The 12,178-nt window shown below is 70.7% G+C and carries 10 protein-coding genes; 2 read left to right on the top strand and 8 right to left on the bottom strand.

All coding sequences use genetic code 11. From position 1 onward, the window contains the following. Positions 1–41 precede the first annotated feature (41 nt). From proB to AC0666_RS05015, 3 genes are all read right to left on the bottom strand, one after another. Complete coding sequence (gene proB, locus AC0666_RS05025) at positions 42–1,169, bottom strand: glutamate 5-kinase (RefSeq protein ID WP_361713673.1); 1,128 nt, start codon at positions 1,167–1,169, stop codon at positions 42–44. A 95-nt stretch (positions 1,170–1,264) separates the two neighbouring features. Continuing rightward, positions 1,265–1,687, bottom strand: a complete 423-nt coding sequence (locus tag AC0666_RS05020) for a GtrA family protein (RefSeq protein WP_468583014.1) — start codon at positions 1,685–1,687, stop codon at positions 1,265–1,267. Between the two features lie 3 nt (positions 1,688–1,690). Beyond that, on the bottom strand, positions 1,691–2,719 hold the full coding sequence (locus AC0666_RS05015; RefSeq protein ID WP_468583013.1) for a glycosyltransferase family 2 protein: 1,029 nt from the start codon (positions 2,717–2,719) through the stop codon (positions 1,691–1,693). A gap of 158 nt (positions 2,720–2,877) precedes the next feature. Between AC0666_RS05015 and AC0666_RS05010 the strand changes: the two genes are divergently transcribed. Then, positions 2,878–5,757 carry a bifunctional glycosyltransferase/CDP-glycerol:glycerophosphate glycerophosphotransferase gene (locus tag AC0666_RS05010; RefSeq protein ID WP_478707111.1) on the top strand — a complete coding sequence of 960 codons (2,880 nt, stop codon included), beginning with the start codon at positions 2,878–2,880 and terminating at the stop codon, positions 5,755–5,757. Then, positions 5,754–6,947 carry a glycosyltransferase gene (locus AC0666_RS05005; RefSeq protein ID WP_478707110.1) on the top strand — a complete coding sequence of 398 codons (1,194 nt, stop codon included), beginning with the start codon at positions 5,754–5,756 and terminating at the stop codon, positions 6,945–6,947. Before AC0666_RS05010 ends, AC0666_RS05005 begins: the two co-directional genes overlap by 4 nt. A gap of 72 nt (positions 6,948–7,019) precedes the next feature. Here the strand turns inward: AC0666_RS05005 and galE are convergent, their stop codons facing one another. The 5 genes from galE to rplU all read right to left on the bottom strand — a co-directional run bounded on the left by galE (position 7,020) and on the right by rplU (position 11,969). After that, entirely contained in the window at positions 7,020–8,021 is a 1,002-nt protein-coding gene (gene galE, locus AC0666_RS05000) for a UDP-glucose 4-epimerase GalE (protein ID WP_468583010.1), read from the bottom strand. Between the two features lie 52 nt (positions 8,022–8,073). Continuing rightward, positions 8,074–9,693, bottom strand: coding sequence for a glycosyltransferase family 2 protein (locus AC0666_RS04995; RefSeq protein ID WP_478707109.1), 1,620 nt, complete (start codon positions 9,691–9,693; stop codon positions 8,074–8,076). 77 nt (positions 9,694–9,770) lie between these two features. Beyond that, positions 9,771–11,216 carry a GTPase ObgE gene (gene obgE, locus AC0666_RS04990; RefSeq protein WP_468967920.1) on the bottom strand — a complete coding sequence of 482 codons (1,446 nt, stop codon included), beginning with the start codon at positions 11,214–11,216 and terminating at the stop codon, positions 9,771–9,773. Between the two features lie 164 nt (positions 11,217–11,380). After that, positions 11,381–11,635 carry a 50S ribosomal protein L27 gene (gene rpmA, locus AC0666_RS04985; protein ID WP_008738950.1) on the bottom strand — a complete coding sequence of 85 codons (255 nt, stop codon included), beginning with the start codon at positions 11,633–11,635 and terminating at the stop codon, positions 11,381–11,383. A gap of 13 nt (positions 11,636–11,648) precedes the next feature. Next, positions 11,649–11,969 carry a 50S ribosomal protein L21 gene (rplU, locus tag AC0666_RS04980; protein WP_045947825.1) on the bottom strand — a complete coding sequence of 107 codons (321 nt, stop codon included), beginning with the start codon at positions 11,967–11,969 and terminating at the stop codon, positions 11,649–11,651. Between the last annotated feature and the right edge of the window lie 209 nt (positions 11,970–12,178).

Here is a 12,178-nt window from a genome sequence, read left to right as displayed (position 1 = left end):
TGACCAGTCCCCGGCCCTCCGCGCGGCGGTTTTGCCGAACCTCAGCCCTGCAGCAGGACCAGATCGTCCCGGTGGACGACCTCCCGTTCGTACTCCGGTCCGAGTTCCTGCGCCAGCTCGCGCGTGGAGCGCCCCAGCAGCTGCGGGAGTTCCCTGGCGTCGAAGTTGACGAGTCCCCGGGCGACGGCCCGGCCGTCGGGGGCGCGCAGTTCCACCGGGTCGCCGGCGGTGAACTCGCCCTCGACGGCTGCGATCCCGGCGGGCAGCAGCGAGCTGCCGCGCTCGGTGACCGCGCGGACGGCGCCCTCGTCGAGGACCAGGTGCCCCTGCGGGGTCGAGGCGTGCTGGAGCCACAGCAGGCGGTCCGCCGAGCGGCGCCCGGTGGCGTGGAAGAGGGTGCCCGTCGCGCGGGCGGACAGCGCGTCGGCCGCCTGGCTGGCGGAGGTGAGGACGACGGGGATCCCGGCCGCCGCGGCGATCCGCGCGGCCTCGACCTTGGTGACCATGCCACCGGTGCCGACCCCGGCCTTGCCGGCGCTGCCGATCGAGACGTGCGCGATGTCCTCGGGCCCGCGCACTTCCTCGATCCGGGTGGTTCCGGGCTGCGAGGGGTCGCCGTCGTAGAGGCCGTCGACGTCGGAGAGCAGGACGAGGAGGTCGGCGCGGACCAGGTGGGCGACGAGGGCGGCGAGCCGGTCGTTGTCGCCGAAGCGGATCTCGTCCGTGGCGACGGTGTCGTTCTCGTTGACGACCGGCAGTGCGCCCATGGCGAGCAGCTGGTCCAGGGTCCGGTACGCGTTGCGGTAGTGGGCGCGCCGGCTGGTGTCGTCGGTGGTCAGCAGGACCTGGCCGACGCGGATGCCGTAGCGGGCGAAGGAGGCGGTGTACCGGGCCACGAGCAGACCCTGGCCGACACTCGCGGCGGCCTGCTGCCGGGCCAGGTCCTTGGGGCGCCGGCGCAGGCCGAGCGGGGAGAGCCCGGCGGCGATGGCCCCGCTGGAGACGAGGACGATCTCCTTCTCACCGCCGCTGCGGGCCTTGGCCAGGACGTCGACCAGGGCGTCCACCCGGTCCGCGTCGAGTCCGCCGGCCGCGGTGGTCAGGGAGGAGGAGCCGACCTTGACCACGATCCTGCGGGCGTCCACGACACCCTGCCTAGCCGCTGACACGTCTGTCCCCTTGCCCCTTGCCGGTACGCCTTGCCGGTCCGTCTACGTCTGCCACCTCAATCTACGGGGTGGGCGCGAGCGCCTGCGCGGGGGTTTCAGACCGTGGACCGCGCCGACGGCGAGGGCTGCGGCTCCTCGGCCCGGGCGGCTCCCGGCACCAGGATCCTGCGGGAGAGCAGGTAGGTGAACGGGATGGCGACGACGGCGGCGACCAGCGGCGCGATCCGGGTGTCCATCCCGGCCCAGGTGACCAGGGCGTAGAGGCCGGCGGACTGGATCACGTAGTTGGTGACGTTCGTCAGCGGGAAGAGCAGGAACTTCTTCCACGTCGGCTTCGTCCGGTAGGTGAAGTAGGTGTTCATGAAGAACGAGCCGACCATCGCCAGCAGGAAGGCCAGGGTGTAGGCGAGGAAGTACGGCATCCAGGGGTGCAGGAGCAGGTAGATGCCGAAGAAGGTGCCGGTGTTGACGCCGCCGACGAGGGCGAAGCGGAAGATCTGGCCGAGCTGCTCTCTCATCGTTCAGCGCCCGTCGCGCTCGGCGGAGACGGTCGGCCGGCCGGCCGACAGACCGCCCCGTTCGCGTTCCGCCCCGGCAGGCTGCGGGGCGGGCCGGGCGTGGGGGTCCGCGCCGTGCGCCTCCTTGACCAGGAAGTGCGGCCGGCGCTTGGTCTCGTAGTAGATACGTCCGATGTACTCGCCGATCAGGCCCAGCATGATCATCTGAACGCCGCCGATGCCGACGATGATCGCGACGAGGGTGACGTAGCCGGGGGCGTCGACCCCGTGGGTCATGGCCATGACGGCGATCCACAGCGCGTACAGGGCGGCCAGCCCCACCAGCGACACGCCCGCCCAGATGCCGATGCGCAGCGGGCGGTTGTTGAAGGAGATCAGCCCGTCCATGGCGTAGTTCAGCAGGGAGCCGAACTTCCACTTCGTCTCGCCCGCCTCGCGCTGGGCGTTGCGGTAGTCGAAGTGGACGGTGTCGAAGCCGATCCAGGAGAAGAGCCCCTTGGAGAAGCGGTTGTACTCCGGCAGCGAGAGCAGGGCGTCGACGGCGGGCCGGGACAGCATCCGGAAGTCGCCGACGCCGTCGGTGAGTTCGACGTCGACCCAGCGGTTGACCCCGCGGTAGTAGAGGCGGCTGAGCACCGAGCGGACCTTCTTGTCGCCCTCGCGGGTGCGCCGGGCGATGATCTGGTCGTGGCCCTGCCGGTAGTAGTCGAGCATGGTCGCGATGAGCTCCGGCGGGTGCTGGAGGTCCGCATCCATGATCACGACGGCGTCGCCGGTGGCCTCGCGCAGGCCGGCGAGCATGCCGGCCTCCTTGCCGAAATTGCGGCTGAAGGACACGTAGCGGGTACGGTCGCCGTGCTCGGCGGCGATCTTGCGGAGCTTGGCGAGGGTGGCGTCGCGGCTGCCGTCGTCGACGTAGCAGACCTCGTACTCGACGGGGAGGGAGTCCAGGACCCTGCGGATCTCGACGTCGAAGCTGTCGATGACGGCTTCTTCGTTGTAGCAAGGGACGACTACGGACAGCTTCGTCATGAACACTTCCTGCTGGGTCCGAACGGGTGATTGTCGGCGACCGGACCCGCCACTCACCTCTTCCTTAGAAGTATGCACGCCGAGGGTCGGGCTGCCTGAGGTGAGTGCGGCACACGGTAGCTTGGACGGGATAAGCGGAATGGAACAAAGGGATCGAGGTGCACGTGCCTGACGTCTCCGTGGTCGTCATCGTCTACAACGACGCAGAGCGTCTGCCGACAGCCGTCCAGTCGGTTTTGGACCAGACCCTGCACGGGGTCGAAGTCGTGATCGTCGACGACTGCAGCAAGGACCGGTCATACTCGGTCGCCCAGGAGCTCGAAGCCGCACACCCGGGCAGGGTGCGGGCCTTCCGGCTGCCGGAGAACAGCGGTGGTTGCGGGGCGCCCCGCAACCACGGCATCCAGCAGGCGACCGGCACGTACGTCATGTTCCTGGACAGCGACGACGTGCTGGAACGGAACGCCTGCCGCAACATGCTGGCGGCTGCCGAGCGGACCGGTTCCGACCTGGTCTCCGGCATGTGCGTGCGCGTGCACCTCGACAACCGGTGGGGCAAGACCACTGAGTGGTACCCGTGGATCTACTCCCGCACCCGCACGCTGGAGTCGATCACCGAGGACCCCGACCTGCTGGTCTACGACACCCTCTCCACGAACAAGTGCTACCGGCGCGCGTTCCTGCTGGAGCAGGGCCTGGAGTTCCCGGTCGGCATCCACTACGAGGACCTGCTGTTCTCCGCCCAGGCGTACGTGGCCGCCCGCCGCATCACCCTGATCCCGAACCACGTCTACTACTGGAACGTGGTGGAGAAGGCCGCGGCGAAGTCGATCAGCAACCGCCGCCACGAGATCGCCAACTTCGCCCACCGGATGGAGATCCACCGCCGCGTCGACGAACTGCTGGCCACCAAGGGCCACACCGGGATCCGGACCGCGAAGGACGCCAAGTTCCTCAAGCACGACCTGGTGCTGCACCTGCGCGACCTGCCCCTGCTGAGCGACGCCTACCGCCAGGAGTTCGCCCGCCTCGCCAACGGCTACCTGGCCGGCATCGACCCCGCCGCGTACGAGAACGTCACGTACCTCCAGGCGATCTGCGCCTACCTGCTGGGCAAGGAGGACTGGGACAACCTGCTTCCGGCCGCCGACGCCATGACCAACAAGGGCCGGCTCTCCTCGCCGCTCGCCGAGCGCGACGGGCGGATCTACTGGTGTGCGCAGCACATCGACGACCCGGCCGACCACGAGGCCCGCCGGATACTGGACGTGACCGAGCAGGGCTTCCACACCGCCCCGCTCACCTCCCTGTGCCTCGGCAACCGCCTGACCTCCTACGAGGACGACGGGCGCGGCACCGTCACCCTGTCCGGCGCGGTGGTGAACCCGCTGGGCCGGATCGCCCCGGAAGCGGAACTCACGGCCTCGCTGGAGTTCCGGGCCCGCCGGCAGATCGGCGTCCGCTCTTTCAGCTTCCCGGTGGCAACCGTGCGCCACGCCGGTGACACGATCGAGTGGACCGCCACCGCGGACATCGGCAGCACCGTCCGCCCCCTCGGCATCATCGACGCCGTCTGGGACGTCCGCCTGAAGCTGACGGCCGGCGACGACCGCCTGACCACCCGCGTCTCGGTCGGCGGGGTGGACCTGGAGTCGGCGGCCCGGCTGCGCGTACGCCCGCGGCTGACCCGGCTGGTCTCCGACCGCTTCGAGCCCGAGGTCACCAAGAAGGGCAACCTCTCCTACGTCCTGACCGCCGAGAGCGCCGCCGCCGTACGCACCCAGACGCTGATCGGCAGCGCCATGCACGGGCGGACCGCGGGCCTGGTCAAGCGGAGCCTGCGCAGGGCCCTGCGGGCGCGCCGCAACCTCGGCTCCGGCGAGCAGAAGGTGAAGGTCTACCACGAGGTCTTCTCTAAGCTGCCCGTCAAGAAGGGCACGGTCGTCTTCGAGAGCCACATGGGCAAGCAGTACAGCGACAGCCCGAAGGCGATCTACGAGGAGATGGTCCGCCAGGGCGTCCCCTTCGAGGCGGTCTGGTCCTACGCCGGGGCCAAGCCCACCGGCTTCCCCAAGGAAGCCACCCTGGTCAAGCGCTGGAGCTGGGCGTACCTGCGGGCGCTGGCGCAGGCCGAGTTCTGGGTCGACAACCAGGGCTTCCCGCTGGCCCTCGCCAAGCGCCCCGGCACCACCTACATCCAGACCTGGCACGGCTCCGCGCTCAAGCGGATGGGCTTCCACGAGCCCCGCACCAAGGCGCAGGGCAAGGCCGGCCAGGACCGCTTCCAGGCGGCCGTCGACCGCTTCGACCACTTCCTGATCCGCTCGGAGCACGACGCCCGCACCCTCGCGAAGGGTTTCCGGCTGCGCGACGAGGTGCTGCTGCGCACGGGCTACCCGCGCAACGACGCCCTGGTCGAGGCGCACCGCGCCGAGACGCAGAGCGGGGAGCGGGTGCGCGGCCCGCTCGCCGCCGAGTTGGGCATCGACCCGGAGAAGAAGGTGCTGCTGTACGCGCCGACGTTCCGGGCCGGCGCCGACGGTGCGGTGGAGGGCTTCACCTTCCCCTTCGACGTGGAGGAGTTCGCGGACCGGCTCGGCGACCGCTTCACGCTGCTGGTGCGCACCCACTACCTCAACAGCGTCACGCTGCCCCCGTCGGTCGCGGGCCGGGTCGTCGACGTCTCCCGCCACCATGACATCACCCCGCTGCTGGCGCTCGCCGACGGGCTGATCACCGACTACTCCTCCGTGATGTTCGACTACGCGGTCCTGGACCGGCCGATGCTGTTCTTCGCGTACGACTACGAGGAGTACGCGAACGACATCCGCGGCACGTACTTCGACTTGAAGGAGAAGGCCCCGGGGCCCGTGGTGGCCACGGCGGACGAACTCCTCCAGGCCATCGCCGCCTTCGAGGAGGCGGACGCCAAGTACGCGGAGGCCCGCCAGCGTTTCCTCGCCGAGTTCGGCGAGTACGACCGCGGGGACGCCGCCCGCCAGATCGTCGAGAAGTTCTTCACCGGGAGCGGCAAGTGAGCCAGCAGACCGCCACGTCCGTCGCGGCCACCGAACACCCCGGCGGCCGCGACGTCTTCATCGTCTCCAACAGCGTCGACGAGCTCGGCGGCGTGACCACCTGGTCCCACCAGATGGCCCGGCTGTTCACCGACCGCGGGCACCGGGTGCACATCGTCGGCATCGCGCCCGTCGCCGAGGAGATCCGGCAGAAGCTGCCGGCGTACCTGCCGTACGAGATGACCACCCTGTACGACAGCCACCCGCCGAAGGCGCGCCGCCTGCGCGGCATCAAGGGCCGGCTGAACGCCCCCGAGCGGCGCCGACAGGCGGCCCGGCGGGCGCTGATGCGGGCCAAGGCGGAGCAGCTGAGCGGGCTGCTGCGCCAGGCCCGCCCGGGCGGAGTGGTCATCGTCACGCAGGTGTGGGCGATGGAGTGGGTGGCGCTGGCCGACACCAAGGGGCTCAGCGTCATCGGCATGAGCCATGAGTCCTTCGAAGCCAGCCAGAAGTCCACCCGCGGTGAGCGGGTGCGCCGCTTCTACTCCGAGGTCGACCGGCTGCTGGTGCTGACCCCCGAGGACGCGGACCTGTGGATCCGGGCGGGCATGGAGAACGTGGCCAGCATGCCGAACCCGCTGCCGTTCATGCCGGACTCCCCCGCGCCCCGCAGCGGGAAGGTCGTCGCTAGCGTCGGCCGCCTCGCCTTCGAGAAGGGCGTGGACCTGCTGCTCGACGCGTGGGCGGACGTCGCCCCGCACCACCCCGACTGGGTCCTGCGGATCTACGGAGCGGGCGTCGAGGAGCAGGCGCTGCGGGCGCACTGCACCGCGCTCGGGCTGGACGACTCCGTGGAGTGGATGGGCAGCACGGACGACGTGCTGGGCGCGCTGCGCGGGGCCTCGGTCTTCGCACAGGCCTCCCGGGCCGAAGGCTTCCCGATCACGCTGCTGGAGGCGATGGCGGCGGGCGTCCCCGCGGCCGCGTTCGACTGTGCGCCCGGCGTACGGGAGATCGTGCGCGACGGTGAGGACGGGCTGCTGGCGCGGCTCGGCAACACGATGGAGCTGGCCGGGCACCTGCGCACCCTGATGGCCGACCGTGCGCTGCGCGACCGGCTCGGCGACAATGCCTTCCGGGCGGTGCAGCGGTATTCCAGTGCCGAGATCACCGACCGGTGGGAAGAGCTGTTCGCGTTCCTGGAGCGCTGAGCCCCCGCACCGCGCGTACGAAGCCGCCCGCCCCGGAGATGACCGGGGCGGGCGGCTTCGTACGGAAGGGGCCTAGCGCTCGGCGTGGTGCAGGGTGCCCTTGCGGTTGGCCTCCCAGCCCGCCCAGGCCGAGGTGATCATCTCGCGCACGTCGTGCTTGGCCTTCCAGCCCAGCTCGGCGGCGATCTTGTCGGCCGAGGCCACGACCTTGGCCGGGTCGCCGGGGCGGCGCGGGACGACCACCGGCTCGTGGGTGTGCCCGGTGCCCTCGTTCAGCAGCTGGGCCATCTCCCGTACGGAGACGCCCTCGCCGCGGCCGATGTTGACGGTGAGGTCGCGGTAGTCGCCGGTCGCCCCCCACTCGACGAGCTTGCGGGCCGCCACCACGTGGGCCTCGGCGAGGTCCTCGACGTGGATGTAGTCGCGGATGCAGGTGCCGTCGGGGGTCGGGTAGTCGTCGCCGAAGATCCGGGCGCCCTCGCCCTTGTCGAAGCGCTCGAAGACCATCGGGACCAGGTTGTAGACCCCGGTGTCCGCGAGCTCGGGGGTGGCGGCGCCGGCCACGTTGAAGTAGCGCAGGCAGGCGGTGGAGATGCCGTGCGCCTTGCCGGCCGCGCGGACCAGCCACTCACCGGCCAGCTTGGTCTCGCCGTACGGGCTCAGCGGCGCGCAGGGGGTCTCCTCGGTGACCAGGTCCACGTCGGGCATGCCGTACACCGAGGCGGAGGAGGAGAACAGGAAGTTGCGCACGCCCGCGGCCGCCACCGCGCCCAGCAGGACCTGAAGGCCCTCCACGTTCTCGTGGTAGTAGTACAGCGGCTTCTCGACGGACTCGCCGACCTGCTTCTTGCCCGCCAGGTGCACCACGCCGGTGATCTTGTGCTCGGCCATCGCCTCGTCCAGGACCAGCCGGTCCAGGACCGAGCCGATCACCAGCGGGACGCCCTCCGGGACGCGGTCCTCGTTGCCCGTGGACAGGTCGTCGAGGACGACGACCTTCTCCCCTGCGAGCAGCATCGCGCGGACGACGTGCGAGCCGATGTAGCCGGCGCCACCGGTGATCAGAAAGGTCATGCGTACTCCCGAGTGTCTTGATCCTCGGCGATCGTGGCGATCACCGGCTTTCCTACTGCGCCCCGCGGCCGGCCTTGGCCCGGTGAAGGCGGCTGCGCACGAGGCTCAGCGCGCCCGCGGCACCCGGCGCGAGCCGCAGGGCCAGGGATCCCCCGCCCGTACGGAACGGCTGCGCCAGCAGAACACCGTACCTGCTGCTGGGCAGGGCCCGGCGGTGGAGCAGGCCCGGCAGGGGGCGCGGGGAGGTGGTCAGGGAGCTCCCGTCGCGGCACTCCACGCCGATCTGCACGCCCCAGGCCTGCATCCCGCGGCGTCCCTGGCGCCGTCCGGCCGCGGCCACGGCCGTGAGGTGGAACGGCAGCTCGGCGGTCCACCCGTCGCCGTCCGCGGCGGGTCGCAGCTCCACGGGCCGGCCAAGCACCGGCTCACCACCCGACCGGGGGACGAAGTTCAGGCGGGCGGTGTGCGGACCGGCCGCGGCGAGGCGCCGGTACAGGTCGCGTACCCGGATCCGCAGCGCGGCCGCACCGGCCGGCTCGGCATCGATGGTGACGGGCAGTTCGTCCACCGCCAGCTCGGCCAGCCGGTCCAGCGCGACGGGGAGCTCCTCGCTCCACACGGGCCCGCCGTCGGGGCCGGTCGCGTACGGGGGCAGGAGGCGGGGCGGCTCGGCGGCGAAGCGGGTCAGCCGCTCGACGTCGGCGGGCGGGGCCTCCGTGGCCAGCAGCACCCGGACGATCCAGCGGGCGTGCGCGCCGGCGGCCTCGATGACGGCCTCGTCGAAACCGGCCAGGTAATCGCGGGTCAGGGTCCACCAGGCGGCCTGGTAGCCGGGGTCGCCGCCGAGCTCGCGCAGGTACATGCGCAGGTCGTACTCCAGGAACTTCACCTGGCAGGCGCGGCCCAGCTCCGGGGAGGACTCGGCGATGATCCGGGCGGCGGCACGGTGGGCCTCGATGCGGGAGCGCCAGTTGTCCACGTCCTTGCGGTCCAGCGAGATCGACACCTGGGCGGCGCTGCGGCGCACGTGCCACACGTAGACGAGGTCGCCGATGACGGCGATGCGCGGGGCGGCGGCGAGGACGCGCGCGGTGAAGACGAAGTCCTCGTAGACGAACCGGCCGTCGGGAAAGCGGATCGCATGCTTTTCCAGGAAGGACCGGTCGTACAGCTTGTTGACGCAGAGGGTGTCGCGGACCAGCTCGGGCCGGTCCGCGGGCCGCTCGATCACGTCCCCCGGGGTGTAGAGCCCCGGCACCCACGGCACGTCGTGGTACTGCGGCAGCTCACGGCGCACGCACGCGCCGACCGTGACCGGCGCGCGGTGCTCCTCGGCGGCCCGCAGCAGGGCGTCGACCGCTCCCGGCGGCAGGACGTCGTCGCTGTCGAGGAAGAGGACGTACGGGGAGGTCGCGGCTGCGATCCCGTCGTTGCGCGGGGTGCCGCAGCCGCCGCTGTTCTCCGCGCGGTGCACGACCTTGAGGCGGGGATGGACGGCCGCCAGCTCGTCCAGCACCCGCGCGGTGCCGTCGGCCGAGGCGTCGTTGACGGCGATCACCTCGGCGACGGCCGGGCCCTGGGCGAGGGCCGAGGCGACGGCCTCGCCCACGAGCACGGCGTCGTTGTACGCGATCACCACGACGGAAACGCTGGGAGGAATGGTGCTGCTCACCCGGTGGATCCTAGGCGACCGGGGTAAACATCACTTCAACACCGTCTCCCGCACCGCAAGAACGACAGAATCCCAGGTCAGAAGGGCCGGAATTCGTCGTACTCCTGCTGCGCCGCGTCCCCGCGGCGGGCTTCCTTCTCCTTGCGGCGCTGGGTGGCCGGACGCGGGGCCTCCATGCGGTGGTCCTCACCGCGGCGGCCCAGCATCTCGGCGCCGGCCATCATGGTCGGCTCCCAGTCGAAGACCACGGCGTTCTCGTCGGTTCCGATGGCGACGCCGTCGCCCGCACGGGCGCCGGCCTTCATCAGCGCGTCCTCGACGCCGAGGCGGTTGAGGCGGTCGGCCAGGTAGCCCACGGCCTCGTCGTTGTTGAAGTCGGTCTGGCGCACCCAGCGCTCCGGCTTCTCGCCGCGCACCTGGTAGACGTCCTCGACCTCGTCGTAGGTCACGGTGAAGCCGGCGTCGTCCACGGCCTTCGGGCGGATGACGATCCGGGTCGCCTCCTGCTTGGGCTTGCGGGCGCGCGCCTTGGCGACGACCTCCGCGAGGAAGTAGGAGAGCTCCTTCAGGCCCGTGCGGGCGACCGCGGAGACCTCGAAGACCTTGTAGCCGCGCGCCTCCAGGTCGGGGCGGATCATGTCGGCGAGCTCCTGCCCGTCCGGGATGTCCACCTTGTTGAGGACGACCAGGCGCGGACGGTTCTCCAGGCCGCCGCCGTACTGCTTGAGCTCCTCCTCGATGACGTCGAGGTCGGAGACGGGGTCGCGGTCGGACTCCAGGGTGGCGGTGTCCAGGACGTGCACCAGCACCGAGCAGCGCTCGACGTGGCGCAGGAACTCCAGGCCGAGGCCCTTGCCCTGGCTGGCGCCCGGGATCAGGCCGGGGACGTCGGCGATCGTGTAGACGGTCGAACCGGCGGTCACGACACCGAGGTTGGGGACCAGGGTGGTGAAGGGGTAGTCCGCGATCTTCGGCTTGGCGGCGGAGAGCACCGAGATCAGCGAGGACTTGCCGGCGCTCGGGAAGCCCACGAGGGCCACGTCGGCGACGGTCTTGAGCTCCAGGACGATGTCGCCGGCGGTGCCGGGGACGCCGAGGAGCGCGAAACCGGGTGCCTTGCGGCGGGCGGAGGCCAGCGCCGCGTTGCCGAGGCCGCCGCGGCCGCCCTCGGCGGCGACGTAGGTGGTGCCCTGGCCGACGAGGTCGGCGAGGACGTTGCCCTGCTTGTCGAGGACGACGGTGCCGTCCGGTACGGGCAGGACCAGGTCCTGGCCGTCCTTGCCGGAGCGGTTGCCGCCCTCGCCGGGCTTGCCGTTGGTGGCCTTGCGGTGCGGGCTGTGGTGGTAGTCCAGCAGGGTGGTCACGGACTGCTCCACCACCAGGATCACGTCACCGCCACGGCCGCCGTTGCCGCCGTCGGGGCCGCCGAGCGGCTTGAACTTCTCCCGGTGTACGGAGGCGCAGCCGTGGCCTCCGTTACCCGCGGCGACATGCAGCTCGACGCGGTCCACGAAGGTGGTCATGGTTGTTCCTCCAGATACATACGGGAATGTCCCGGGGCAGACCTTGCTGCCCTCATTGAACGTGTGTACGTGCAAACGCGCCGAGGGCGGACCTCTCTTCCCGGCTTGCGCCGGAAAGAGACGAGATCCGCCCTCGAAAAGTTACGAACGCCCAGATCGGAAGATCAGGCGGCCGGAACGATGTTCACGACCTTGCGGCCACGGTGCGTGCCGAACTGCACGGCACCGGCCTGCAGCGCGAACAGCGTGTCGTCGCCGCCACGGCCGACGCCCGCGCCCGGGTGGAAGTGGGTGCCGCGCTGGCGGACGAGGATCTCGCCGGCGGAGACGACCTGACCGCCGAAGCGCTTCACGCCGAGCCGCTGGGCATTGGAGTCGCGCCCGTTCCGGGTGGACGATGCGCCCTTCTTGTGTGCCATGTCTCAGTCCCTCTTACTTCGCAGCCGTGGGGATACCGGTGACCTTGATCGCCGTGTACTGCTGACGGTGACCCTGGCGACGGCGGTAGCCGGTCTTGTTCTTGTAGCGCAGGATGTCGATCTTGGCGCCCTTGTGGTGGTCCACGACCTCGGCCTGGACCTTGATGCCGGCCAGGACCCACGGGTCGGAGGTCACGGCGTCGCCGTCGACAACGAGCAGGGTCGAGAGCTCGACCGTGTCGCCAACCTTGGCAGTGGAAATCTTGTCAACCTCAACGATGTCGCCGACAGCAACCTTGTGCTGGCGACCACCGCTGCGCACGATGGCGTACACGCGGATCTCTCTCTCACTCGGGACGGATGCTCCTGAAGCCAGCCGCTCAGGCAGGGCCCGGGGGCCCGCACTGTTCCGGATTGGACGAGCGGCCTCTCCTGCATGTGGTGCTCAGCGGGAGGAAGGTGCTCAGGAGCGCGACGCGCACTAGACGTAACCATCTAGGACATGCCGACGGTCTAGGTTACGGGGCTGCTTCCGGAGGGTCA

It is taken from the genome of Streptomyces sp. NPDC043680 (assembly GCF_056436685.1).
The sequence above is the reverse complement of the archived record's forward strand: the minus strand, read 5'-3'. Positions and strand labels throughout refer to the sequence as shown.